The following is a 25,979-nucleotide window of genomic DNA, read 5'->3' on the forward strand; positions in this document are numbered from 1 at the left end:
ACGAATGATGCATAGCCGGATAATTCAGGTGTCTGGATGTTTTTATTTATGCTTTCAGTTTTTATTCATAAAATCGCGCAAAGCCGCGCCAATTTTGTTTACATCATAAATACAACCGGTCCATGTCCCGCCACTCACGGCCTGAAGCATTGCCCATAGCCGGGTATCATCTGGCAATTCAGGATCGGGAAGTAAATCCTGATGGCTGGGTCTGGCATTTAATATTGCAGTTGCCTCCTCCTGTGAAGGTAATTGTTCATCGCTACGGGTTCCGAGGAAATTGACTTCGCCGTGAAGCTCGCGACAATCAATTTTAATTTCAATGATATCCCCGGTGCGTAATTTACCGATGGGACCTCCGGCCAGCGCTTCTGGCCCCACATGGCCGATGCACGCGCCAGTAGAAACGCCCGAGAAACGTGCATCGGTGATTAACGAAACATGCTTACCGTATGACAGATGCTTCAGGGCACTGGTAACCTGGTAGGTTTCTTCCATCCCGGTACCGGAAGGTCCTACGCCGATAATGACCAGAATATCGCCCGCCTTGATCTTGTCATGCTTGATATCGTAAATCGCACTTTTCTCGGACAGATAAACCTTCGCCACACCTTTATGGTAATAGATACCTTGATCATCAATCATCGAGGGGTCAATGGCGGTGGATTTGATCACCGAACCTTCTGGCGCAATATTGCCCACCGGGAAGGTGATAGTTGAGGTTAATCCGCGCGCTTTTGCTTGCTGCGGAGACATGATCACTTCGTCAGCGTTGATTTGTTCCTGATCGAGCAGGAGTTGTTTGAACTGCTGACGCCGTTCGGAGTGCTCCCACCAGTCGAGGTTTTCTTTCAGCGTGCTGCCGGTAACCGTCATAACGTCTTCATGCAACAATCCGAGGCTGCGCAGATGTAACATTACTTCCGGCACACCTCCTGCCATAAAGGCATTGACCGTTGGATGATAAACCGGGCCATTAGGCAGTACGCTCACCAGTCGAGGCACGCGCTTGTTGATGCGGATCCAGTCATCAACGGTCGGGATATGGCAACCTGCCTGGTGAGCAATTGCCGGGATGTGTAACAGCAGGTTTGTTGAACCACCGAACGCGGCATGGACCGTCATCGCATTCTCTATCGCTTTATCGGTGAGAATTTCCCGGGTGGTGATGCCTTTTTGACACAGGTTCAGCGCAGCTCGCGCGGAAGCTCTGGCGATCTCCTGCCACACAGGCTCGCCGGAAGGGGCCAGGGCTGAATGCGGGATTGCCAGCCCCAATCCTTCGGCCACCACCTGAGATGTCCCGGCAGTGCCCAAAAATTGACAGCCGCCGCCGGAAGAGGCACAGGCTTTACAGCCCGCACGGCGAGCGTCCTGTAGAGATAATTCGCCATTGGCGAAGCGTGCGCCAATGGTTTGCACCTTGCCGTTGTCTTCTCCATCCTTTGCGGGCAGCGTCGCGCCACCGGGGACCAGCACGGTTGCGATGTTGTGCTGCGCGGCGAGTGCCATCATGGTGGCCGGAAGCCCCTTGTCGCAACTCGCCACACCAATAACTGCTTTCGCGTCGGGCAGAGAGCGAATAAGGCGGCGCATCACCATCGAGGCGTCATTTCGGTATGGTAGTGAATCAAACATCCCCGTTGTACCCTGAGTACGCCCGTCACAAGGATCGGAGACATACACGGCATAGGGCAGGGCATGGTTTGCTTTAATAACCTCGGCCGCCGCTTTCATCTGGATATCCAGTTCGTAATGCCCTTGGTGCAGCGCTAGCGCAACGGGTTTACCGTCTGCACCGCGTAAGCCACCGAGTGTACTGAGCAGTAAAATACCGTCCCGATCCAGCTCGTCCGGAGACCAGCCCATTCCGGCATTCATGGTCATACCGAACAGATCCCCGCTCGGGCGGTTGATAAGCATCTCTGCGGTTAATGGCAGTTCGCCATCCGGGCCATCGGCGTGCGTTCTGACGGTGTAGATATCGTGGCTCTCGTCAGCAAAAATATTGCGAACAGACATGAGTTTCTCCTCAGACTGGTAAAATGCCCTGCGCGGTAAGTAACGCGTGGACTTTATCTTTTGCTTCTTCTGATGCTTCAAGAATCGGTGGTAAGCAATACGTCTCTACAGGCAGCCCGACACACTGCATGCTGTATTTGATCAGTGAGACAAACGGTGTTTCCAGGGCGTAAATAGCGGGCAGTTGTAGTAGTTTTTTATTCAGCGTCGCGGCGGTCGTCAGATCGCCTTCACGCCAGGCGCGGTAGATGCCGACGGAGAGTTCCGGAGCAAAGTTAGCGCTGGCGGTTATCGCACCGTCGCCGCCCAGCAGCATTGTATTCAGCAAATGGTCATCATAACCGCAGAATACCGAAAACGACGGGCGTACCGACTTAACTGTGTTGATCATCGTACGCAAGTGACCAACGCTGTCGATGGTGTCTTTGATGCCAACGATATTCTCGTTTTGCAGAGCCAGCCGCGTCACGGTCTCCGGGGTTAAGTCCTGACCCGTCAGATCCGGAAAGTTGTACAGGATCACCGGCAGGGTGATACTACGGGCGATCTGCTGGTAATAGTCGTCAAGATTGCGTGGTGCGACTTTCCAGTAGTAGGGGTTGATAGCGACGATACCATCAGCGCCGCAGGCTTGTGCATGCTGCGCAAGTTTGACCGCTTCGTCAGTGGAGGGCGAACCGACGCCAATCAATACCGGCACTCGCCCACCCACAACTGCCACGGCTTCTTCGGCGAGCGCCATGCGCTGGGCTGTATTCATCTGGCTAAATTCACCACCGGTACCCAGGTAAAACAGTCCGTCGACCCCTTTATTAATCAGGAAGTCGGCAACTTCGCGCATTGCCTTTTTATCAAGGGTTCCGTCACGATGAAACGTGCTGGATACCGGTGGAATAATGCCGCGGAATTTTTTCATTACCTCAGTTTCCTTTTCGTAAATGCTCATTTTCGTTTCTGTATCCCAGCCCATATGATATTTGCCCGGCGCATTTCCGGAGCAATTCCAGATAGCTGTCTATCTTATTTCCTGAATAAACTACTGGATCGCCAGAAAGTGAGATTGCATAGTTAACCCTGTTATACATATTGAATACCGGCATACTTAAACATACCGCACCATAGGTTGATTCTTCGTTGTCTATGGCCCACCCCCGAAGCCGTGTTTTTTGTAATTCTTCCAGAAACAACTTTTTATCGGTAAATGTATTGCACGTATGCGGGGTTAACGTGAGTGCCTCTAAAAAATAATCCAGTTCTTCTCGTGTCTTCCAGGCTAATAACGCCTTACCTAATGCAGTAATATGCAATTCAAGTTTTTTGCCAATCCAGCTTTTGCTCGTCGGTACCGAGTCCGGACTTTCGATCTTGTCGAGATAGATAGCCGAAATGCTCTCCATCGCCCCTAGATGACAAACCAGTCCACTTTTCAGCGACAACTCCTGCATTGGCCGCTTAGTCACCTCAAATATATTTTGACGGTGTAACGCCTGACAACCCAATTCGTAGTTTTTTATTCCCAGTGAATAGTAGCCGTTTTTGTTTTTAATTAAGAAACCGCATTCCACCATTACATTCAATAAATTAAGCAGGCTGCTTTTTGGGTACTGGAATTTATTTAATAACTCCATATAACTTGCCATGCCAACCCATGCAATGTGGGTTAATATTTTTTCAGCACGGACTAATGAATTACACCCTTTGCGAACCATAATGGCTCCTCCTTGCTCATGGAATAAATGGTATCGACATTACATAGTGGAAAATATGCTTTGTTCAGCATGCTGAACCGTAATGAAGTGATTAAATGTGATCTTGTCCGCACTTTGAATAATGAATCTAGAACAGCCACATTTAGTGAATGAGAATAAAAAGTAGATGGAGTGTTGTTGCAACATCGTAGCGTGTGGATTGCGCATAGGGCTTCTTTATTCGTTCGAGCGCATCGCCAATATTTTCTATCGGGTGCCATTGATTATTTTTGCTTGAAATCCCTCTCGAACGAACTTACTTATCACTTTATTGAATGAGGTAAAAACAACTGACATCCGGCTCGCTGATAACGCAGTGCAATAGTCTCTGATAACCCGCTGTCACTAATGATCGTTTTAATACATGATAGTGTTGCTACAGCATGCGGCTCAACGGCATCAAATTTTGAGTGATCGGCCATGAGAATAACTTCACGCGAGCGTTGAATAATCCGTGTTTTCACCCCGACCTCAAACATGGTGGCATTGGTGATCCCCGTTTCCAACGATAGTGCATCGCAGGAGATATACGCGCGTTCTACGGAAAACGCATTGATCATCTCCAGCGCCAGACTCTCTCCTACCGAAAAATAACCCGGGCGAATCAGTCCTCCGATGATGTAACTTTCCACATGGGGAAAACAGCCCAGCTCATTGGCGATTTTAATGTCGTTGCAGATGACCTTTACCCGCGCATCGGCCAGGCATTTCGCCAGTTCGAGGCAGGTTGACCCGGAGTCGAGAAAAAAGCAGTCGCCATCTTTGATCATTGTTCGGGCAAGGGCGGCTATTTCTCTCTTCGCCACAGATTGCAATGTGCGTTTCACGTCGAAGACGTACTCTTTGTCGTCTGTACTGTCGTCGAAGTCGAGACAACCGTGACCGCGGATCATGCCTGGATACTGGTTGGCGATATACTGGAAATCACGACGAACAGTCGCTTCCGCATAGCCAAAAAGCTCCATGGCCTGCTGTGTGGAGAGATGGCGATGTTGCCACAGGTAGTGCAGCATCTGTTTGATACGGTCAGGTCTCTGTTGGCTCATCAGAAACAATCTCCTCTTACAGGGTGGCGAATTGGGCTAAGGTCGCGCGATAGTCAGATGAAGAGAACAGGGCGCGTCCAATCACCATATGCTGCGCTCCAGCTGCAGCCAGTTGCTGTGCTGCCGCCAGCGTAATTCCACCGTCGGCCCAGCACTCGGTCTGAGGAAAAACCGTGCGTACTTTTTGGATTTTCTCGCACATGGAGGGAATAAACCGCTGTCCCTGCCCATCGGGCTCACTGGTCATCACCATCACCCCGTCCAGCTCAGACGTCAGATATCGCCAGGCGTCGATCGGGGTTGCCGGATTAAATGCCAGCCCGGCTCGTGCGCCGGTATGGTGGATCTCTGCTAATGTTTCCGAGGGATAGTCAAGCGTTTCTGCATGAACGAAGATCCACGCGGGTCTAATTTCAGCCAGCGCGTTAAACCAGAGCTGTGGCCGGGCAACCATGAAATGAAAGGAAAGTGGATGAGGCGTCTGTCTGGCAACAGCCTGCACCGTTTTCATCCCAAACGTAATGTTGTTAATGAAGCTGCTGTCCTCAATATCCAGATGCAGGGACCCAAAATCCAGGTTGTCTAATGCCGTCAACTCATGACCATAATGCAGAGGATTTGCGCTGGCGAGAGAAGGGTGCAGGATCATGAGCGCCTCCGTTAACCTGATACCAGCGCAAAAAGTGCATCGTCGGTGCTGGCATTTCGCACTGCCGCTAACCGTTGTGGCGAATCAATAAACTGGCTGATGCGCTGAATGGTCAAAATATGTGCGTTGGCATCCGTGGCGCTGACGCAGAGAAGCAGCCAGACGGGGTCGCACTCCTCGTTACCAAAGGCGACCGGGGTGCGTAACGTGGTAATGCTGACCTGATTGTAGTTTGCGCCTTGCTCTGGTCGGGCGTGAGGCAACGCGACACCCGGGGCTATCAAATAATAAGGCCCCCAGTTAAGGGTATTTTCGATGATCCCATCAACGTAGGCGGGTTGCGCGGCACCATAGGTTACCAGCGGGCGGGTGGCGATTTCCACGGCCTGACGCCAGTCTGTGGCTTCACGTTGTGCCTGTACCCATTTAATATCGTTAATCATCCGTCGTTGACTCCATGCCGATTCTGGTTAATCTGGTAGCGATCCCCGTCGATACTTTTGACGAAGGCGGCAGGGATCGCAGAAGGGTTATTGCTCTCTGCCGGGGATAAGCGCTCTGCTTATCCCCATCTTATCGGCGTATATGATGCACTTTCTCCATAAACTGACTGACTCGCGCCTGGTCAACGAAATTGGCAAAAACGCCGTCCTTTTTAAAGGTGGTTGCGGTCACACAGCCATCGGCGATACTGAGTTGTTCCTCCACGTTTTCCAGGCAGACGCCCGTGTTGGCCAACACGACGGTGTTAGGCACCGTTTCTTTAACCCGTTTTAATAGCGCACTGTCGGTACGCGTCCCGGCGGTCAGGCCAGAAACACAGAGCGCATCAGGATGGTTGTTAAATACCGTCGATTTAGCAATAGAACAGATATCGCGATTGCCCAGATACACGGCGGCCTCAGGGACGATATTGAACAAGGTTTTCACTTCGCCTGCACCAATCCGGTGTTGATGACGGATGGTCTCACCGACGTTAGTGTCCCAGACGCCAAAGTCGCTGGCATAGGCTCCGGTAAATATCTCGCGGATAAACTTAGCGCCGGTAGCCATCGCCAGGTCGAATGAGGCGACCGGATCCCACAGTACATTCACGCCAAACGGGATGCGGATATCGTTCATCAATTGCCCGATGACTCGCGCCATTGCCGCAGTCGTTTCCGGACGCACCTTCGTGAGATAGGGAAGGCTAAACTCGTTGGAGAACATGACTGCATCTACTCCACCATTTTGGAGCGCCATCAGATCGTCCCTGGCTTTGTCGATAACCCAGTTCATCCCCAGTTGCGCATCAAAACTCGGGTCGCCGGGCAATGCACGTAGATGGCACATGGCGATGACCGCTTTTTCCGTCCCAATAACCTCTTTCAGCCAACTCATTGAAAGTACTCCTTATTCCGATAGTTCACGTTTACGTAAGAACAGCACGACGCTGGAGACAATACCGACTGCCACGACAACGCCAATAATGCCAAGCGACATCAGTTCAGAAATCGACCAACCGAACATATTGCCCACGGACAACGCCGAGATTTGCGCACTTTCACCGGCAAAGCTGAAACCGCCTTTTAGCGCCATTTCAGTGAAGTAAGGCGCGAACTGGGTAGCGATCAGAAGGACGGTAATCATCACGATGACCCCGCTTATCAACGTCCTGATCAGGTCTCCGCGGTGGATAACCGTAGCCATACATATAAAGAACGGCGCTACCGGCAGGTCTGCGAGGGGTAACACTTTGTTGCCCGGTAAAATGCTGGCCAGAATCAACATAATGGGTATCAGTAGCAGACCGACAGCAATGGTAGTTGGATGCCCCAGCGTCACAGCGGTATCCAGACCGATATACACTTCACGTCCTTTGAAATACTTTTGGAAGAACCTTCTTGCGCCGTCGGAGATGGGCATTAACCCCTCAACAATCAGGCGGATCATGCGCGGGAACAGCACCATGATTGCCGCAACGGTTATCATCAGACTGGCGCAACCTTTAAAGCCTTCGCCAGCTGCGAGGCCAAAAATCAGACCGAGCACTACGCCGATGATCACCGGATCGCCGACCATGCCATAGCGTTTCTGGATCTCCTGAGCATCGATATTGCGTCCCTTCATGAAAGGGATTTTTTCATAGATAGCATCAAGTAGAACGAAAAGCGGTACTGAACTGGAACCGTAGCCTTGCGGTATCGAAATACCTTCCAGCCCGACGATGTTCTGTACCCGTTTCGCCGTCCAGTCGGCCATTTTTAACGATAGCGCCGCATGGCAGATTGCCCCCAACACACCATAAATCAGGCTGCCGGTCATAAGCTGGACCACCGTACCCGTAATGGCGTAGTGCCAGTAATTGTAAATATCGACGTTCATCGTTTTGGTCAGACGGGTGACCAGCATGGCGACATTGAGAAGAAAAATAACCGGGATAATCATGGCGCCAATGGCTGTCGCATAACCAACGCCGGAGGCGGGGCCTGCGCCAACGTCAAAGACATGCAGAGTCAGGCCGAAGCGTTCAATCATCACTTTGATAGGAGGGCTGAGGCTGTCGATCGCCATGACGATCACCAATCCCATACCGACAAAACCGATCCCGACCGTTACCCCTGCCTTAATCGCCTGCAGCCAGGGGATGCGGAAGATAAGGCCAATCACGATCATGATGATAGGGACGAAAACGGTACCGCCGAGAGACAGGATGTAATCAAACATAATGCCTCCTTTTATTGGGTTAACAGAGCCTTGATTTGTTGTTTTAATGCGTCGTCGTTGATCCCTGTGAGCAGGGCGGCACCATTAAGCGTAGGGATGCCGTAGTCACTGTTGGTTCGCATGGAGGTTACAATAAGGTCCATGCCGTTACAGTTAAGTGGGATCTCATTCAGACAGCACTGGGCGGTGGTGGCTGCAATACCCTGTTCAGTCAGGTACTCTTGCAGCTTGTGTGCAATCATGGTTGAAGTCGACATGCCGGTACCGCATGCCACAAGGATCTTTTTCATAATGGATGTGCCTCTTGTGTAGCGCCTGAATCAGGCTCAACGGGGAAATGTGCTGCTGGCATGCCTGCCAGAGCGGTCAATAGGCGGATGCAGTCAGCCAAATCACGCAGGCTGGCAACTTCCGCCGGAGAATGGGTATAGCGACAAGGAATAGAGAGACTGGCGCAGGGAATACCATCCTGCTCAACCTGGATATAACCGGTTTCTGTTATCACGCCGGGAGCCACTTCTCGCTGCACCGGAATGTTGTGTTCAAGAGCCGTCTGTTCCAACATCCGTATCAGGCGTGGAGGCGTGATTAATCCTGCCAGCGTTCCCCGGCCATGGTAGTTCAGGCAGGTGATCCCAACGCCCTGATTAATCCTGACCTCGGAATAATCGTGTAAATCAGGGGTGTCACACGATGGCGTGATATCAATACCAATCGCCAGGTCAGGTTTTACACGGCGTAATACGGGAACAATGCCGCGGATATTAAATTCTTCCTGTACGGAAGCCACCAGATAAACGGCGATATCAAGTTCTGCAGCACTGATAGCATCCGCTACACCGAGCAGGGCAGTACAGCCCAGACGATCGTCTAGTGCTTTACTGCACACCAGATCGTTTGCCAGGAGTTGGGGCGGGTTATACAGAGTGACAGGCGTACCGACCTGAATGCCCATCCGTATGGCGTCATCTTTGTCTTTGGCACCAATATCAATCCACAGTTTGTCTACGGAAGGTGACTGCGTACGCTCGTCGCCTTTGGCAAAGTGGTATGACTTAATACCGATACATCCCATCACCGGGCCTTTGTCCCCGGCGAGGGTGACGACGGAACCAGCCATAGTGACTTGCGCAGGACCGCCTACGCGTTCAAAGCGTAAAAATCCAGACGGCTCTATTTTGCGCACCATAAAACCGACCTCATCCATATGCGCAAAAATCATCAGTCGCAGCGCATCGGGTTTATCACTACCGTAGCGTGCGACGATATTCCCAAGCCTGTCTTGCCAGACCTCTTTTGCATGACGCCTGAATTCGCGCAGCATGACGTCAGCGACTGCGTTTTCGTGTCCTGAAATCGCATTATGCTGCAAAAGCGAGAACAGGGTTTCCTGCACAGAAAATGACATAGCTATCTCCGTAGAACGTAAAACAATCACTCGTTGAGCGTTTTATAGGCGCTCACTGGTCGAATAATTGTGAGAGCGCTCACGTGAAAGCGCGCAAATCTGCACAAATAAAAAATAATGTGAGCCGGGTGGAACAAAAACGCTCAACGTTTGTGAAAGTTACGGGCTGGAGAGACCAGTATTTATGGTTGAAATAATGGGGATGAATAAAACGCGGTAACTGTTATCGCACCACTTTGTTGTAGGATGCTCCCTCTTTATGCCTGTCTATATCCAGGTTTTCTACCAAGGGAGCGTAGAACTTAATGGCATGTGGTAAATCGTTAGTATCCTGGTGATAAAAGAAAACATAGCAGTACTTATTGCGCTGAATGAATTGTAGTGAGCCAGCGAGAGATGTTATCCGCCAGAGCATCGTTCCTGAAGAGTGCGCTGCCGGATACTACACGATCCACACCGCTGGCGATGATCTCTGGAAGTTCTTCCAGGTTTAGCGAACCATCAACTGCCAGCAGAATGGCGTCTCGCTTGCCGGCTGCATTGAGTAATGCGACAACCTGCGCGATGCGTCTCAGTAAAGCTGACTTGCTGAGTTTGCTACCGTAGCCAGGATTTACCGCCAGAATTTGTATTATTTCAACGTCTTCAATGACCGGTAGAATATATTCCAGTGGTGTGGCAGGGCACAGGCTAATCCCTCGCAAAAGCGGCATAGTGCCACCGGAAACTTCAGCATTTTGCTCACCAAGCCAATGAAGCATATGGTGTAGATGCTGCGTGTTTTCCACCTGCAACGTGACACAGTGTGCTCCTGCCTTTACGCTTGCCTGCACAACGGGCCAGGGATTATCCACCATTAGGTGGACATCCTTAATCATCTGCTGTGGCAACTGTGCGATAGCCCAGGGGCCAACGGTGAACTGAGGGCAAAAATGTCCGTCCATCAGATCCAGGTGAATAACGGGTTGTTCAAGCGCGCGAAGATTTTGCTGATACTCCCCGAGTCTGAGCCACTGACCGGCAAGAATGCCGATGCTTAACGGGTAGTGCTTCATTAACGATACGCACTCTGTGCGATTCAAACCGGAAAAGGGACGGTTCATTTTTAGATCCTTATGGCATCAATCCATTGAAGACGCGTTTTTTTCGTGGGCAGCTCATCAGTGATTCCAGTTTTTCCACACAGGCAAGGTAGTGGGGCGTAGTTTTATGGAACGCAACGGCGGCTTCATCCTTATAGGCTTCATAAATATAAAAGCGGCTCTCAACTTCCGGATCCTGCAACACATCGAAGCGGAGATTCCCCTCTTCACGCACCGACCCAAAATGATTGAGGCGAAATACCTCGATAAACTCGTCGACTTTATCTTCGTGGACGTTAATTTCCACCAGAGTGACATGCATACTTTTCTCCTTAAAACGCATGGGCCCACCAGGGCAGGCCCATACCCTTTTTAGTTTTTTTCGCTCAGATAGAGTTCGTACGCGCGTTCAGCGGTTTCATTACGATGCACCACCGCGTGGACGGCCTTCATCATGGCGACAGGATGATCGGACTGGAAGATGTTACGCCCCATATCGACACCGGATGCGCCCTGATCGATGGCCTGCCAGCACATCTCAAGCGCTTCACGTTCAGGTAATTTTTTACCACCCGCGATAACAATCGGGACCGGACAACCCGCGGCAATGCGCTCAAAACCTTTATCGACATAGTAGGTCTTGATGATCTGCGCCCCCATCTCGGCGGCGATACGGGTGGCGAGTGAGAAGTAGCGCTGATCGCGAACCATGTCTTTTCCCACGCCGGTCACCGCCATTGTTGGCATGCCGACTTTGATACCGGCATCGATCAACTGAATGATATTTTTGATCGACTGGTGCTCGTTCTCACTGCCGATATACACCTGTGCCGCCACGGCGCAACTGTTGAGACGAACGGCATCATCCATGGAGAGCGCGACCGCTTCATTGCTTAACTCGGTGAGAATAGAGTTAGCGCCCGAGGCGCGCAGGACTACCGGTTTGTTGGTGGCGGGTGGTACCACACTGCGCAGGATGCCGCGTGTGCACATCAGTACATCAGCGAGCGAGAACAGGGGAGCGATATTGATATCGATACGCTCCAGTCCTGTTGTTGGCCCCTGAAAATAGCCATGGTCAAACGCGAGCATGACCGTTCTTCCGGTCTCAGGATTAAAAATGCGCGACAGTCGGGACTGCATCCCCCAGTCAAGTGCGCCGCATCCCTTTAGTGTGAACGGGGTATTGCGTTGCGGCGTGTCGGTATGGAAATCCTTACCATCTTTGATGTCATCTAAATCAGCCATTTTTTACTCCACGGTTACGGAATGAAATTCAGAAATCGTATTTGTCGATGTTGTCTTTAGTGAACACCACGCGTTCAGGCAGAAGCACAATGCCATTTCCCTTCGCCTCGTAGCTGTAGCCCTGTACGCTGTTCGGCGAAACTTCAACTTGCCCTACACCTGGAATGTCCAGTTTGTCACCAATATTCATGTCGCCTTTTTTCAGCAACGCATCAGCCACGTAAACGGAAATCTTGCCCTGCTGGACCACATCCCAGAGGCCAAATTCTTTCACCGTGCCGCGTTCAACATAAGGACGCATCACGTTTGGTGTACTGAAACCGACAATCGCCACGCTGGTATTCTTCAGGTTTTCAGCGGCCTGAGCGGCAGCAGGAAAGGCGTTGGCGTCCGGCGCAATGATGGCGTCGAGATCGGCATAAGCTTTAATAATGCCTTCTGCGGTTTGCAGTGATTTGGTAGCGTCGTTATAGCCAAACTGGGTGGTGACAACTTCCCAGCCCGGATGATCTTTGGTGATCTTGTCTTTGGCCTCTTTCACCCATTGGTTCTGATCGGTCACGGTCGGACTGGAGTAGAAGAAGGCCACTTTGGCTTTCTCTTTTTTGACCTGGTTTGCGGCCATATCAACCAGCATGCCGCCTAATTGGGCTGGTGTGCCCTGGTTGATGTAGTACGAGCGACATTCCGGTTTGGTGTCAGAATCCCAGGTCAGGACTTTCACACCGCGTTGCATGGCGCGCTTTAACGCCGGACATAACCCATCAGGTGAAACGGCGGAAACCACAATGGCGTTATACCCCTGGTTAACAAAGTTATTGATGAGCTGAACCTGACCAGACACGCTGGGCTCCGTCGGACCGTCATAGGTAACATCGACGCCAAGCTCTTTGCCGGCCTCCAGGGCACCGTTACCACCACTGGTAAAGAATCCCACCCCAACCAGTTTCGGGATAAATGCGATTCGCTCTGCGGCATAAGCGTTGAGGGTGAACGCCGCCAGGCTAAGGGTACTGATTACGGCAATTTTTTTAATGCTCTGAATAGTCATGTACTTTTCCTTTAGGGCAATGGATTTCAGGCCTGCCGAATGGCGCGACGACGTGCCATCCAGTCTTTAATTTGCTGACGATGCAGGCTGACGGAACGACCTACGACAACGACAATAAGTAATGCGCCAGAGAGGGCACTGGATATCTGGTTAGGCACGCCAGCCATCTGCAACCCCTGCTGCAGATAGCCCACTAGCAGCGCGGCGATGGCTGTGCCGAGAATTGACCCGGAGCCGCCATAGATGTTGGCGCCACCCAAGACGACCGCCGTAATGGCTGGCATCAGGAAGGAAGCCCCCAAATCGGAGCGCGCAGAGCCAAAGTAAGAAACCAGCAGTATCGCCGCGACCGCCGAGGCAAAGCCGGTCATCGCGTACAGCGCGTACAGCGTCCGATTCACAGGGATAGCGCTATACAGCGCCACGCGAGGGCTTTGCCCAATCAGGAAGACATTTCGTCCGGCGTGGGTTCGGTGCATCAGCAGCCAGAAAAAGAGCACGCTGACGAGAAAGAAGATCAGTGGTACGGGCAGGCCCAGCACATCGAGATTGGCAAAATCGGTAAAGCCCTGCGGGAAGCCGCCGATACCTTCATAACCGGTCGCTCCTGCCATCCCCGAAAGCAGCAATGCGCTGCCGCCAAACAGGTACAACGTTCCCAGGGTGATGACCAGAGGATTCACGCCCGTGTAGATAATCAGCCCGGCGTTGATCAGTCCGCACAGCGCGCCCAGCGCGAGCGTCAGGATAATGGCCAGCGGCAACGGTACGCCCCCCTGGAACATCACACCCAGCGCGATAGCGCACAGCCCCATCGTGGAACCGAAGGAGATATCGATCCCGCCGCTGACGATCACCATGGTTAAGGGGAGAGCGACAATGCCAATGCAGATAAAGTCGCTGGTGCTGAACAGCAGTACGTTCAGATCCAGCAGGCGCGGGTTCAGCGCGCCGAATCCCAGAATTTCAATCACCAGTAGCGCGGCGAGCGCCAGCTCCCAGCCGTAACGATGTAAACGAGTCATCAGGCAACCTCACGTTTTTTGGCAGTGCGCACAGTATCCGCTGCGCTTTTTGCCGACGGACACGGCTGAGGCTGCGGAGTGAAGCGGGCATATTTTTGTCGGCGGATATTACGTTCCAGCGCGCAGCGCAGTCGGCCATCAAATACCAGCACCGCCAGCAGAACCAGACCGGCAATAAAGTCATTCCACCACGCCGGAATGCGCAGCAGGACCAGTACGCTGTCGATTTGCGTCAGGAAATAGGCACCAAGCACGGCGCCAATGATCGTCCCGGAACCGCCCAGCAGGCTGATTCCACCCAGTACGCAGGCAGCAATGGCTTTCATTTCCAGCCCGGTTCCGGTCTGATTAGGGATGAAGCCAATCTGAGAAGCAAAGACGATCCCAGCCAGCGCCGCCATGCAGCCGTTGAGCGAGAAGGCCAGAATACGGATGGCTTCGGTACGCACACCTAGTTGCCGTGCGCCCTGCAAATTATCCCCGGTGGCATAAAAACAGCGACCAAAGGCGGTTTTTGCCAGTAGCCAGGCCATCAGCAGCATCAGGAGTAGGGTCAGCCAGCCGATGGCGGAGATCCCGAGGAAAACCGGGGCGGAGAGTTGCTTCAGCTGTGCAGGCAGTCCTTCAATCCATTTACCGCCCGTCCAGAGCAGCATGACGCCGCGATACAGACCCAGCGTTCCTAACGTGGCAACAATTGCCGGGATTTTCAGCCAGGCGACCAGTACGCCATTAATAACCCCCGCCAGCAGTCCCAGTAGCAGCGTCGCTACGCAGGCCACAGGCAGGGGATATCCCGCGTTCAGCAGCAGTCCCAGTAGCACGGCGCACATCCCAGTTATCGAGCCTACCGATACGTCGATGTTGCGGGTCAGCATCACCAGCGTCGCCCCCATAGCCAGCAGCATGAGAATTTGGGCGCTGCTGAAGATCATCGTCAGCGTCTGAACACTGAGGTACTGGCTGTCAAGCATTCCCGGCAGAACGAACAGCAACAGCACTGCCAACAGTGCGGTTGCCTCACGATTATTCTGGATAAATTTCAGCATGGCGCCTCCCCGGTATATGGCGTCGTCCCTGACGGGCGGTCGCCAAACGCAACGTGCATGATGGTGTCGACGTTAATCTCGTCGCCCTGCAGGGCATCGTTGCCTGTTTCCCCTTGGTGCATGACGTAAACGCGATCGGCCATCTGTTCGATCTCCTCCAGATCGGACGAGATGAACAGCACCGCGACATTCTGAGCCGCAATACTGCGGAGCAACTGGTAGATGTCGTTACGGGCAGAGACGTCCACTCCGCGCGTCGGCTCATCCACAATCAGCACTTGCGGCGAGGCTTCGAGGCATTTGGCGATCAAAATTTTTTGCTGATTACCACCGGAGAGCGTACGGGCAGGTTGTTCGGGATCGTTCAGCTTGATATTGAGCGCGCGGCGATAACGTTCGAGCGTGGCGCTGTCTTTTGCCGGATTTGCCCAGAAACCGCTGTGGTTATGGGTTAATGCACAAACATTCCACGCCAGCGAGGCATCCAGATTCAGTCCTGATGATTGCCGATCCTCCGGTAGATATACCAGACCATGCTGCAGACGCTCGCGTGTGGAAAGCGTGGATATATCCTTGTCGCCGAGTACGACGCGTCCGGCCCTCAGAGGTCGTAGCCCGTAAAGCGTTTCTGCAAGTTCGGTGCGCCCGGCGCCGACCAGGCCAGCCAGACCTAAAATTTCCCCGGCACGAACCTCGAAACTGACGTTCATGAATCCTTCTCCGGTTACATTTTCGAGGCTCAATACCGGTGTGCCTGTATCGTGCTGCGGACAGTTGCCAGGCAATTCCAGCCACAGTTTCTGGGTCGCGCTCAGCGTGTTAGTGCGTGATGCTGGCGTAATGGCCTGGATAATTTCGTCTGTGCTCAGGTCCGCCGTTTTACCGGAGAGCGCAATGGTTCCGTCCCGCATCACGCTAATGTAATCCGCAATCTGGCGTATCTCAGGCAGCTTGTGGGAGATGAAAACGATCCCCACGCCGGAACTCAGCAACTCACGCAGACGACTGAACAACCGATCTGTTTCTGCAGGAGTGAGTGAGGCTGTGGGTTCATCAAGGATCAAAATTCGCGAATCGCGCATCAGCCCGCGCAGGATTTCGACCATTTGCCGGTCGGCGACATCCAGTGAACCGGCCTGGCTGTTGATATCAAACTGGCAGCCCAGCGCGGCGAGCATCGCGCTCATTTTTTGCGCCGAGCTTTGGTGTTTGGGCAGGCCAAACAGGACATTCTCTTTTACCGTCAGGCTGGGGAAGAGTAGCGGCTCCTGTGGCACAAGGTAGATTCCCAACTGATGCGCCAGGATCGGCGTCAGTTTCGTACATCGGGAACCTTCAATCTCAATGCTTCCGCTATCCGGCGGGGTAATACCGGCGATGATTTTCATCAGCGTAGATTTCCCAGCGCCATTTCCTCCCAGGAGCGCATGGACTTCGCCTTTTTGCAAAATAAAGTTAATACCTTTCAGTACCTTGACGCCGGAGTACTGCTTACAGACAGACTGTGTGCTGAGTAGCGGAGCGATTTTTTCGTGACTCATTTACGTGCCACCTCCGTTCGGCCTGGGTAGAATCAGGTTGAACAAATGTATTGTGCGATTCGAATTGTTCATAACCTTATGACCTAACTGCTCACAAAACCGACGAATAGATCACGTTTTATGCTAAAATGATCTGTAAAATTAAATTTGTTCAAATAAAAGCCATTGAAATGTGTGTTTAATCACAGTTATTAGCAACCAATGAATGAACAATTGTGTTCAGAAATTCGATATGTTCAAAGTGAAGACAGAATGATGACTATTAATGACCCGATGATTTCCGAACAAGGGATGTGTGAAGAAGAGCTGGTGGCGCGTATTGCGTGGTTCTATTACCACGATGGTATGACACAGAGCGACATCAGCAACAGGCTGGGGCTGACGCGGCTTAAGGTGTCGCGGCTGCTGGAGAAGGGGCATCAGTCCGGGATTATTCGCGTACAGATTAATTCTCGCTTTGAAGGCTGTCTGGAATATGAAACTGAATTACGTCGTCGCTTTGACCTGAACAATGTACGGGTCATCCCAGGACTTCCCGGAGCGGATGCCTGTGTTCGCCTGGGGATTGGCGCCGCGCATATGCTGATGGAGTCACTCCAGCCGCAGCAGATTTTGGCGGCGGGCTTCGGCGAAGCGACCATGAATACCTTAAAACGGCTGAGTGGATTTATCTCTGCTCAACAAATTCGCCTGGTAACGCTCTCGGGGGGCGTGGGGCCATACATGACCGGGATTGGGCAACTCAACGCAGCCTGTCCGGTTAGTATTATTCCGGCGCCGCTGCGCGCCTCCTCAGCAGAGATTGCTCGGACGTTAAAAAATGAAAACAGCGTCCAGGATGTTCTGCTGGCCGCCCAGGCTGCCGATGCGGCAATCGTCGGTATTGGCGCAATCAACCAGAAAGATGAGGCCACCATTATTCGATCAGGCTATATCACTAAAGGTGAGCAGCTGATGATTGGCCGCAAAGGAGCCGTGGGTGACATTCTGGGCTACTTCTTCGATGCCGAAGGGCAGGTGATTCCGGATATGAAAATCCACGATGAACTTATCGGGTTAACCCTCAATACCCTGAAGACTATCCCGACTGTGATCGGTGTTGCCGGGGGCGTGAATAAAGCGGAAGCGATCGCTGCGGCGATGAAAGGGGGTTATATCAACGCATTGGTCACTGACCAGGAAACTGCCGCCGCCATTGTCAGCGGGCAGTAATGCGTATCTGCCGTGCAGCCGCGTGGCAGGGGAGTAACAGAATTTCCGTTTGTACCGTGGAGAAAGCATTGACGACCTGACAAATAAAATAAGCCGAGGACAAAAACGATGGCCCGACTCTGTACCCCCTCTGAATCAACACATTACCTGATGGCTCTGGACGCCGGTACCGGAAGCGTTCGCGCCGTGATTTTCGACCTGGAAGGCAAACAAATCGCGGTGGGACAAGCGGAATGGCGGCACCTTGCCGTACCGGATGTTCCCGGTTCGATGGAGTTTGATCTGGGAAAAAACTGGCAACTGGCCTGTGAATGCATCCGTCAGGCATTGCATATCGCCGGGATTGCACCGGAAGCGATTACAGCCGTCTCAGCCTGTTCGATGCGCGAAGGCATTGTAGTCTATGACGCAGAGGGGACGCCTGTCTGGGCTTGTGCAAACGTGGATGCCAGAGCGGCACGGGAAGTCAGCGAACTTAAGGAGATCCACGACTGCACCTTCGAAAGTGAGGTCTATCGCAGCACGGGTCAGACGTTGGCGCTGAGTGCCATCCCACGTCTGCTCTGGCTTGCGCACCATCGTGCGGATATTTATCGTCGTGCCTCGACGGTGACGATGATCAGTGACTGGATGGCCTACATGCTCAGCGGTGAGCTGGCGGTGGATCCTTCCAATGCCGGAACAACGGGACTGTTGGACCTCAAAACACGAGACTGGAAGCCGTCATTGCTGCAGATGGCTGGATTGCGATCGGATATTCTCTCACCGGTTAAAGAGACCGGGACGATGCTGGGGAGGGTGACCGCCCAGGCAGCTGCAATGTGCGGGTTGAAAGTAGGCACGCCGGTGGTAGTGGGTGGTGGAGATGTTCAGTTGGGGTGTCTCGGTCTTGGAGTTGTACGCCCGGCGCAAACTGCTGTACTTGGAGGAACATTCTGGCAGCAGGTGGTGAATTTACCCGCGCCGATTGTTGATCCTGAAATGAACGTGCGTGTGAATCCGCACGTCATTCCGGGGATGGTACAGACCGAATCCATCAGCTTTTTTACCGGTCTTACGATGCGCTGGTTCCGCGACGCTTTCTGTGCAGAAGAAAAGCTGATCGCTGAGCGTCTGGGCGTAGACACCTACACACTTCTGGAAGATATGGCATCCCGAGTACCGGCTGGCGCATGGGGCATAATGCCGATTTTCTCCGATCGGATGCGCTTCAAGAGCTGGTATCACGCAGCTCCTTCGTTCATCAACCTGTCCATCGATCCGGAAAAATGCAATAAAGCCACGCTGTTTCGTGCTCTGGAAGAGAATGCGGCCATTGTGTCGACCTGTAATTTGCATCAAATCGCCGATTTTACCGGGATCCATCCTACTTCACTTGTTTTTGCTGGTGGCGGCTCGAAGGGAAAACTCTGGAGTCAGATTCTGGCGGATGTTTCAGGGCTGACGGTCAACGTGCCGGTCGTCAAAGAGGCAACGGCGCTGGGCTGCGCCATCGCGGCCGGCGTCGGGGCAGGGATCTGGTCATCCATGGCCGAGACCGGTGAACGACTGGTGCGCTGGGAACGGGAGCATGTGCCGGATAAAGAAAAGCATGAGCTTTATCGGGAATCACGTGAGAAATGGCAGGCGGTATATCAGGAGCAGTTAGGTCTGGTCGATCACGGGTTGACGACCTCTTTGTGGAAAGCGCCGGGTTTATAACAGGAGATCGTAATGATTAAATCGAATGAAGCGCATCATGAATACCGTTTTGGTGATAGTGGCCCGAAATACCTCATTCGCGGTCCGGAATGTGACATGGGCGTCGTCATGCTTCAGCCCGGTCAGTCTTTTCCCAACCATCGTCATATCGAAGCCTGCGAGATTTTTTATACCCTGGCAGGCGAAGTAACGTTATATCTGAACGGTGAGCCCTACACGTTAGGCTCGGGGGATGTTTTGCACTGCGATCCCGGTGAAGCACATTTTCTGGTGAACAGAGGCGAGGTGCCGTGGAAAGGCGTCTTTGTTAAATCTCCGCATATTCCGGGAGACAGTCATCCGGTTGAGCCGACGACGTATTAGTCACCGGTATTTTTAAGAAAACGAATCCATTAGATGAAAGCTGGAGCGGGCGATGTTACTCGCCTTGCTCCATTTCCTATATGTAGACGTGGTCAGACCCTACCAACTCGCCGGGCCTCTGGCATATTGCTACTGCGCTATTGTATATACCCAATCGCAACAATGGGGGCATTTCTTGCCGCCGTAGTAGGAGCGTTCACACCGGGTACAGCGCCAGTTTCCGGTTTGGGTGTTCAGTGGCCCCCTGAAACCCGCGTAGCCTGACGGAGCATTATTGCTACCGCGACGTATTATAGCTGTCGGGGATTGTCTGGATGAGCGTAAGGCATACCCGCAGTTCTGGTTTTTTATCTGCTCACTCCGGCGACGACGGGCATGAACAAATATCTCGTTCCCTAAAGCATCTTTCTAGATAAACACTTCTGTATGGCAGAAATCACACAGCAGCCGTCCGTGGTAGTGGTGCGGAACATCCTGTACGGTCACCCACTCACCATCTCCGGTAATGGCATGTTCAACCGGGCTGAACTGTATCATTGCCGCACTCCTGTCCTGTGAAGCTGACGCGCTGGAGCGGTGTCCCGTATCTTGTAGGTATAAAAACCGTTCATTATCATTCACCCTCACTGCTGATAATTTCTGTACTGTGGTCACCGGTCTGGCACCTTCGGCAGTACCGTTCACCGTGATACTCGTTGTCGCATCCAGAGCAATGCCAGTCCGCCCTGTGTAATATAGGCAGTACATCCGGGACGTACCCACTCATGAAAAATTCGGTTGTATTGCCGGGTTGATATGTGTTGATTAGTTCCGACCCGAGACCGAAACAAGAAGTCTTTACTATGCAAATTGCCAAGCTTTATCAATACAGCAACAGCTTCTCTTGTCCCTTTGGTTATCTCAAATTGCACAGGACTACCGGTTTTCTGTTGAAACACCGTTGCTCTGCTTGAAACAGAACTACCATATGCAACATCAGATACTTTGAGTCTGACCAGATCACAGCCTCGTAGCTTACTGTCCAGGGCAATATTGAACAGAGCTAAATCACGCGTTTTACCTTCCAGTTCAAGCCGGATTCGTATCCCCCAGATATGAGATATCTGAAGCGGCCTTTTTTGGCCGATGATACGGCCCTTGTTCCACGGTGACGTGTTCATACTCAAATCTCCTGCAATGTGGGAGATTTGAGTATGGTTGTCCCTTATGAGCGAAAACCGGACATGTACATATCTGTCAAAAAAGCAATTTTTAGCTGCCACTTCCAGTGGATGGCGGTCGGTCAGGAGATAATAGAAACAAAACATAATCATTAAATGACTGAAAAATGAAAATTTATAAACATTCATCTTAGATGACAATTTCAAATGCATCTCTATAATTTCCCCTAGTTCAAACCAGGCAGAATCTAACCACTGCAAGTAGTTTTAAAATCATAGGAAAATAACGTGCATCAGCAGAAGCATATCGAAAATACACAACACATTTCAAAAATACATAATTTTAAAATTTTCATTGACTGATATTTTTAATTTATTTTCGTAAAAAAATCGACGCCCTATCCGGGTTTACTTTACATAGATGAGAAAGATATAACGCCCTTCGATTAAATTTGCCTTCAGTAAGGTCATCAATGTTTTTCCTGAATGGGTACTTAATCCGTGCAGCTATGTCAAAGTCACTAATGCTTGCATGAGCTTTGGTAAGTTTAGCTATCCCATAAGTGCCATAGCCAAAGTAGCAACAGGATATATATGCTATGCAGATATCATCTGCTGTTGTTGCTTTCCTGATAAGAATGGCTAATATTTGCTCTCTTATTTTTCTTCGAACTGTTTTCTCATATCTCTTAGTTATTGTTCTAACAAACTGTTGGTCTATAGTACTTGCGCCTTGATGAATGTTTTTAAATAATCTCAGATATATAGTTCTTAAAATAGCAACTGGATCAACTCCCCTGTGTAATAGTTGCCGATGATCCTCAGCCACTCTTAATATATCAATTAAAGATAAAGATATAGATCTTTCACTTATCGAATTAAGCCTTATATAATCAATACATTTATAATAATCTTCCATAATACTTTTAACCCTGAATTTAAAAACCATTTCTGCCAATAGCAAGTATGGCAATGACAGTAAGGTAATCAAAAAGCGCTTCGCTGCCATTTCACGTCTCCTGATGAATCTGCAGCGGTGGACCAAAATTTGCCATGCATAGCATCTACATTCACCTTTTGGAAATACAGCAAAATGGTATAACTCCTTAACTCACCTTCCATTTTTATATTCAATGAGGCATGATTTTTCCTTAAGTAATTTCTCTTAATCACCCCTCGAACCTCTCCAATACTTCTATGCTTACCAGTGTATGGTCTTATATTATTATTGTTTTCAACGTCTTTTGTTTTCTCAATAAACCCTTCAATATTATTGTTGTCACATATTAAAGTCAGTGTATAAAACGTTTTTAAATTCAAGTAAGGATTATACGCAGATTTTAGTGTTTTACATTCAATTTCAAAGACGCCCGAAAAATTTGGTGGCGGTTTAATATATTCTTTGAATATAAAAATCAATACGGCCGCAATAAGAGTAGCAACAGCACCACTTAGGATTTGATTTGTGGAAATAAAGGTTAGAGATGGCTCAAGCCATTCCCAAAATATGTTGAAAAAATCAGTAAATTTATTCATAAATTTCTTTTGACAGTATGTTTTTTATATGATGTTACATTTTTGAGAAAAAAGCAACTTCGCCGATTAAAAACTATCTCGCTGGAATTTTTGGGCATCATGTTATGAATACATTCTTATCCCATAGGGAATAAAAATCCAAATTTTATCTTAATAAATCAGATAAAAGATACTTATACTACAAAGGTACTTGTGTAAGATCAAACTTTTAATCCTATAAGTTATAGATTGAAGCAACTGTGACTTATAGTGCGCACACTTAAGAATCTCCGATGACGATGGTAGCAGGAGACAACTTTTGACAACTCACTCCTATTACCAACTTACGGACTTGCTCCGCGTTGAGAGATTTATAGTTATGCCAGCACTGTCCGCTTCTGGCACAGAGCTGACGTGCTAACTAGGCTAAAGGTCAGCTGTAGAGCGGAAGCGGACTCAATGGTCTTAACAGCTATATTGGCCTATTTTATAATTTACGGCCTACCCGTTTCTACAATGATTGCGCATGGAATAGTTATCATTAATTAATTTTTGGATTTTACTTATTCTTTTTCCAGATCTAAAAATGATCATAAATTGCCAAGAAAATATAAATGTCATAAACATAAAAAAGATCAATCCTATTGTTTTAAAAATTATCTCACCGAATTCAATAAATCCTACGCCTCCCATCGAACTTGCCCTATCAATTGATTTCATCATTTCAAGCATAAGATAAACAGATGTAAAGTAGCATATAGATAAAGACGAAAAACAAATGAGCATGCTAATTAACCTACTAGTTAATGTGTTATATGTGTCTGAATACCCCACTACAATACGATTGTTACTCTCTGAGAATTTAAGAATATCAAGTAATTTTCTACCAAATGAAAAAAGCTGGATGATTTCCAATGCATTATTATAATGGAGTAGTTTTTTTAAAATATTGAATGGGATAGGTCTGCTGTTATGTATTCTAGATACACACACTTGGATTATATAAGGAGTTGTTCTCTTATTACTTAGTTCTTTAGAAAGAGTATCAACAATGCCAGTTTTATTCCTATTATTACCATGAATAAAACTCACCCATAATGAAAAAAATGAGATAGCTATAGGGAGAAAGGCAAAAATAAGAGATATTTTCATCAGAAATCCTAAATTTTCAATTAGAAAGTTATGAAATTCGACAAGAGACGCCCAATAATATAACTCTTAACCACAGATAAATGCTATGAAAATTTGTTAATGTCACTGATAATAGGTAGGTTGACAGCAATGACCTGCCCGTCGCTTATTAAAGCAACTAAGTGTGAGCAACTTCCGCTTTTGGCACAGGGCTGCTGTTGCAGCCCTGACAACCTTAGACTTCAATCGATTCAGAGATCTCTAACGCATCATCGACTTCAATGCCCAGATAACGGACTGTGCTTTCCAGTTTCCTATGGCCCAACAGAAGTTGGATCACCCGAAGATTCTTGGTTTTCTTGTAGATCAGGTAAGGTTTTGTTCTTCTCATGGAGTGTGTGCTGTAAAGCGAAGCTTCGAGACCAAGCTTTTCTACCCACCCATGAAAAATTCGGCTGTATTGCCGGGTTGATATGTGCCGGTTAGTTCCGACCCTAGACCGAAACAAGAAGTCTTTACTGTGCAAATTGCTAAGCTGTATCAATGCAGCAACAGCTTCTCTTGTCCCTTTGGTTATCTCAAATTGCACAGGGCTACCGGTTTTCTGTTGCAACACCGTTGCTCTGCTTGAAACAGAGCTACCATATGCAACATCAGATACTTTGAGTTTGACCAGATCACAGCCTCGTAGCTTACTGTCTAAGGCCATGTTGAACAGAGCTAAATCACGCGTTTTACCTTCCAGTTCAAGTCGGATTCGGATCCCCCAGATATGAGATATCTGAAGTGGTCTTTTTTGGCCTATGATACGGTCTTTGTTCCACGGTGACATGTTCATACTCAAATCTCCTGCAATGTTGGAGATTTGAGTATGGTTGTCCCTTATGAGCGAACAGCGGACATTGGACCTTCCAAACTTACAAGGTAATCTAATTTGCAAGGTTATGGCGGGATAAATGGACAGAATTGGCAGATTTTGCAGAAGTTATGCATCAAGGAATAATTTTCATGTGCCGTAGGCAATACCGCGCTTTGAGCCGGTTTTGAAATTCAGTTGTACTCTCGACCTTCAGTAAGTATTTCCGCTTCTAAGCCAAATGGAGACTTTAATTTATCTTGATAAACCCCGCCAGTTAGTTTGCCAAAAGCAATGGCACTTGCGTTCTCCAGCGGAATGATCTCCCTGTCCACCTACGGGCTGTTCATGATGAGCTGTATAAAATTCGCAACGAACGTTATGCTCATAACTGAGGTCATAACCCCCTACAGCGGCCTCGTCGGCTTACTGGTTTTAGCGCTATTACCTTCTATAACCTCTCTTTTGCGGTAGATAACTATTGCAGGGATCGTTTGGATGAGCAACATGCGTATAATATGGCTTGCCATCACAAAACTCGCATTTGCGTTAAGCGCCAGTGCCGCAAAGGACATTGATTCCACGCTCCCGGGGACCCAGGAGAGCATCAATAAATAAAATGGATAATCCAGAAGATGCGCCGCTGTAAATGCCATCATGACCGTCACACCCAGTCCAATAGCAATGAGCTGTATTGAAGACCAAAGATGACGCAAAAATGCAGTCAACGTAAACGCAATAAAATGATGCCCCAGTAATATGCCCATCAGGATCATACTGAACTGATTGAAAATATCGGGAAAAAACACAGTCTGAGATGACAAAGGGTGCAGGAGTGCTGCACAAAGCAACGACGTGATCATAAAGGGCGCAGGAAAGTGGAAGCGTTCAAGGCATTTGCCCAACACATAGCCCGCAAAGACAATACCCAATAGCCAGAGCACATTAGTCGTTGCAAACAATACAGGCGGCATGGCCATATGGGTTTGCGCACCGCCGGTAATATATCCGGCAAATAAGGTCAATGTGATGAGCCGTAGCGAGTGCGAAATGATAATTTTTTGCGGCGGCGTTTTAACATGGGACGCTAGCGCTAATACCGCTGCCATTGCCCCCGGAACGGCGCCCAATAACGCCTCTTCCTTACTCCAGCGTAATCGGTGAATACACCACAAGTAGCATGCGGTGAATTGCAGGGATAAGCATACTAATAACAACACCAGTAAAAATGCGATATTTCCTTGCGCCCCAAAAGAAAAATCGCGAAATAAAAGACCAATTGACGTACCAAGAGAGAGTTGAATCACCGTCAGGCTGCCCGGCAGTACTGGCACAGAAAGACCGGTACGTTTTAACACCAGCACGGTAATAAGGGGGCCAAACATCATACCTAACGGAACGTTGCAATAGGTAAAACCCAACCCAGCCAGGATACAAAGAGCAAAACCTAACAATAATTTCATACA

27 protein-coding genes and 1 pseudogene are annotated in these 25,979 nt (G+C 49.8%); 3 read left to right on the forward strand and 25 right to left on the reverse strand.

Annotated features, from left to right (window positions below):
- Nucleotides 1-54: 54 nt before the first annotated feature.
- From yjhG to lsrA, 17 genes are all read right to left on the reverse strand, one after another.
- Nucleotides 55-2,022 (reverse strand): xylonate dehydratase YjhG, encoded by a 1,968-nt coding sequence (gene yjhG / locus GFC06_RS14555; protein WP_141875244.1) that lies wholly within the window; start codon nucleotides 2,020-2,022, stop codon nucleotides 55-57.
- A gap of 10 nt (nucleotides 2,023-2,032) precedes the next feature.
- Nucleotides 2,033-2,938, reverse strand: a complete 906-nt coding sequence (locus GFC06_RS14560) for a dihydrodipicolinate synthase family protein (RefSeq protein WP_152692963.1) — start codon at nucleotides 2,936-2,938, stop codon at nucleotides 2,033-2,035.
- A gap of 4 nt (nucleotides 2,939-2,942) precedes the next feature.
- Nucleotides 2,943-3,731, reverse strand: a complete 789-nt coding sequence (locus GFC06_RS14565; protein WP_047497972.1) for an IclR family transcriptional regulator — start codon at nucleotides 3,729-3,731, stop codon at nucleotides 2,943-2,945.
- Nucleotides 3,732-4,033: 302 nt separating this feature from the next.
- The gene (locus GFC06_RS14570) at nucleotides 4,034-4,816 is read right to left on the reverse strand and encodes a DeoR/GlpR family DNA-binding transcription regulator (RefSeq protein ID WP_047497975.1); all 783 of its coding nucleotides are present in this window, start codon (nucleotides 4,814-4,816) and stop codon (nucleotides 4,034-4,036) included.
- Nucleotides 4,817-4,832: 16 nt separating this feature from the next.
- Nucleotides 4,833-5,465 carry a ribulose-phosphate 3 epimerase family protein gene (locus GFC06_RS14575; protein ID WP_141875243.1) on the reverse strand — a complete coding sequence of 211 codons (633 nt, stop codon included), beginning with the start codon at nucleotides 5,463-5,465 and terminating at the stop codon, nucleotides 4,833-4,835.
- Between the two features lie 11 nt (nucleotides 5,466-5,476).
- The gene (gene sgcA / locus GFC06_RS14580; protein ID WP_047497980.1) at nucleotides 5,477-5,908 is read right to left on the reverse strand and encodes an SgcA family PTS sugar transporter subunit IIA; all 432 of its coding nucleotides are present in this window, start codon (nucleotides 5,906-5,908) and stop codon (nucleotides 5,477-5,479) included.
- A gap of 130 nt (nucleotides 5,909-6,038) precedes the next feature.
- Entirely contained in the window at nucleotides 6,039-6,845 is an 807-nt protein-coding gene (gene sgcQ / locus GFC06_RS14585) for a BtpA family protein SgcQ (protein ID WP_047497983.1), read from the reverse strand.
- Nucleotides 6,846-6,857: 12 nt separating this feature from the next.
- Entirely contained in the window at nucleotides 6,858-8,171 is a 1,314-nt protein-coding gene (gene sgcC / locus GFC06_RS14590; protein WP_153690301.1) for a PTS sugar transporter subunit IIC SgcC, read from the reverse strand.
- Between the two features lie 11 nt (nucleotides 8,172-8,182).
- Nucleotides 8,183-8,461: a PTS sugar transporter subunit IIB SgcB gene (gene sgcB, locus GFC06_RS14595; RefSeq protein ID WP_047497989.1), complete on the reverse strand. Its 279-nt coding sequence runs from the start codon at nucleotides 8,459-8,461 to the stop codon at nucleotides 8,183-8,185.
- Nucleotides 8,458-9,579 (reverse strand): M42 family metallopeptidase, encoded by a 1,122-nt coding sequence (locus GFC06_RS14600; RefSeq protein ID WP_049282219.1) that lies wholly within the window; start codon nucleotides 9,577-9,579, stop codon nucleotides 8,458-8,460. Before GFC06_RS14600 ends, sgcB begins: the two co-directional genes overlap by 4 nt.
- Nucleotides 9,580-9,938: 359 nt before the next feature.
- A complete protein-coding gene (locus GFC06_RS14605; protein WP_103766380.1) occupies nucleotides 9,939-10,682 on the reverse strand; it encodes a beta/alpha barrel domain-containing protein in 744 nt (247 codons plus the stop codon).
- 10 nt (nucleotides 10,683-10,692) lie between these two features.
- Nucleotides 10,693-10,983: a (4S)-4-hydroxy-5-phosphonooxypentane-2,3-dione isomerase gene (lsrG, locus tag GFC06_RS14610; RefSeq protein WP_047497995.1), complete on the reverse strand. Its 291-nt coding sequence runs from the start codon at nucleotides 10,981-10,983 to the stop codon at nucleotides 10,693-10,695.
- Between the two features lie 50 nt (nucleotides 10,984-11,033).
- The gene (lsrF, locus tag GFC06_RS14615) at nucleotides 11,034-11,909 is read right to left on the reverse strand and encodes a 3-hydroxy-5-phosphonooxypentane-2,4-dione thiolase (protein ID WP_047497997.1); all 876 of its coding nucleotides are present in this window, start codon (nucleotides 11,907-11,909) and stop codon (nucleotides 11,034-11,036) included.
- Between the two features lie 28 nt (nucleotides 11,910-11,937).
- Complete coding sequence (gene lsrB, locus GFC06_RS14620) at nucleotides 11,938-12,960, reverse strand: autoinducer 2 ABC transporter substrate-binding protein LsrB (protein ID WP_103766379.1); 1,023 nt, start codon at nucleotides 12,958-12,960, stop codon at nucleotides 11,938-11,940.
- Nucleotides 12,961-12,986: 26 nt separating this feature from the next.
- Complete coding sequence (gene lsrD, locus GFC06_RS14625; protein ID WP_047498004.1) at nucleotides 12,987-13,985, reverse strand: autoinducer 2 ABC transporter permease LsrD; 999 nt, start codon at nucleotides 13,983-13,985, stop codon at nucleotides 12,987-12,989.
- The gene (gene lsrC, locus GFC06_RS14630) at nucleotides 13,985-15,034 is read right to left on the reverse strand and encodes an autoinducer 2 ABC transporter permease LsrC (protein ID WP_047498007.1); all 1,050 of its coding nucleotides are present in this window, start codon (nucleotides 15,032-15,034) and stop codon (nucleotides 13,985-13,987) included. Before lsrC ends, lsrD begins: the two co-directional genes overlap by 1 nt.
- Nucleotides 15,028-16,575, reverse strand: coding sequence for an autoinducer 2 ABC transporter ATP-binding protein LsrA (gene lsrA / locus GFC06_RS14635; protein ID WP_153690302.1), 1,548 nt, complete (start codon nucleotides 16,573-16,575; stop codon nucleotides 15,028-15,030). The genes lsrC and lsrA overlap by 7 nt, the downstream gene beginning before the upstream one ends.
- Nucleotides 16,576-16,830: 255 nt before the next feature.
- Between lsrA and lsrR the strand changes: the two genes are divergently transcribed.
- From lsrR to GFC06_RS14650, 3 genes are all read left to right on the forward strand, one after another.
- On the forward strand, nucleotides 16,831-17,787 hold the full coding sequence (gene lsrR / locus GFC06_RS14640) for a transcriptional regulator LsrR (RefSeq protein ID WP_047499102.1): 957 nt from the start codon (nucleotides 16,831-16,833) through the stop codon (nucleotides 17,785-17,787).
- 108 nt (nucleotides 17,788-17,895) lie between these two features.
- Nucleotides 17,896-19,488: an autoinducer-2 kinase gene (lsrK, locus tag GFC06_RS14645; RefSeq protein ID WP_047498013.1), complete on the forward strand. Its 1,593-nt coding sequence runs from the start codon at nucleotides 17,896-17,898 to the stop codon at nucleotides 19,486-19,488.
- A gap of 12 nt (nucleotides 19,489-19,500) precedes the next feature.
- Complete coding sequence (locus GFC06_RS14650; protein ID WP_047498015.1) at nucleotides 19,501-19,851, forward strand: cupin domain-containing protein; 351 nt, start codon at nucleotides 19,501-19,503, stop codon at nucleotides 19,849-19,851.
- Between the two features lie 408 nt (nucleotides 19,852-20,259).
- Here GFC06_RS14650 and GFC06_RS23470 read toward each other — a convergent pair whose 3' ends face one another.
- The 8 genes and pseudogenes from GFC06_RS23470 to GFC06_RS14680 form a co-directional block, all read right to left on the reverse strand.
- Complete coding sequence (locus tag GFC06_RS23470) at nucleotides 20,260-20,388, reverse strand: hypothetical protein (protein WP_265183136.1); 129 nt, start codon at nucleotides 20,386-20,388, stop codon at nucleotides 20,260-20,262.
- Nucleotides 20,389-20,464: 76 nt separating this feature from the next.
- Nucleotides 20,465-20,617: a putative zinc ribbon protein gene (locus GFC06_RS23615; RefSeq protein ID WP_456151756.1), complete on the reverse strand. Its 153-nt coding sequence runs from the start codon at nucleotides 20,615-20,617 to the stop codon at nucleotides 20,465-20,467.
- Nucleotides 20,607-21,011 (reverse strand): annotated as a pseudogene (locus GFC06_RS14655) (tyrosine-type recombinase/integrase); the annotation flags it as partial. The gene GFC06_RS23615 and the pseudogene GFC06_RS14655, both read right to left, overlap by 11 nt.
- Nucleotides 21,012-21,384: 373 nt before the next feature.
- Nucleotides 21,385-22,020, reverse strand: coding sequence for a transglycosylase domain-containing protein (locus GFC06_RS14660; protein ID WP_153690303.1), 636 nt, complete (start codon nucleotides 22,018-22,020; stop codon nucleotides 21,385-21,387).
- Nucleotides 21,999-22,547 (reverse strand): hypothetical protein, encoded by a 549-nt coding sequence (locus GFC06_RS14665; RefSeq protein WP_153690304.1) that lies wholly within the window; start codon nucleotides 22,545-22,547, stop codon nucleotides 21,999-22,001. The genes GFC06_RS14660 and GFC06_RS14665 overlap by 22 nt, the downstream gene beginning before the upstream one ends.
- A 480-nt stretch (nucleotides 22,548-23,027) precedes the next feature.
- Entirely contained in the window at nucleotides 23,028-23,678 is a 651-nt protein-coding gene (locus tag GFC06_RS14670; RefSeq protein ID WP_101699969.1) for a hypothetical protein, read from the reverse strand.
- Between the two features lie 214 nt (nucleotides 23,679-23,892).
- Nucleotides 23,893-24,495 carry a site-specific integrase gene (locus GFC06_RS14675; RefSeq protein ID WP_153690305.1) on the reverse strand — a complete coding sequence of 201 codons (603 nt, stop codon included), beginning with the start codon at nucleotides 24,493-24,495 and terminating at the stop codon, nucleotides 23,893-23,895.
- 425 nt (nucleotides 24,496-24,920) lie between these two features.
- Nucleotides 24,921-25,976 carry an AbrB family transcriptional regulator gene (locus GFC06_RS14680; RefSeq protein WP_047417713.1) on the reverse strand — a complete coding sequence of 352 codons (1,056 nt, stop codon included), beginning with the start codon at nucleotides 25,974-25,976 and terminating at the stop codon, nucleotides 24,921-24,923.
- Nucleotides 25,977-25,979 lie beyond the last annotated feature (3 nt).

Source organism: Citrobacter braakii (genome assembly GCF_009648935.1).
Lineage (GTDB): Bacteria > Pseudomonadota > Gammaproteobacteria > Enterobacterales > Enterobacteriaceae > Citrobacter > Citrobacter braakii.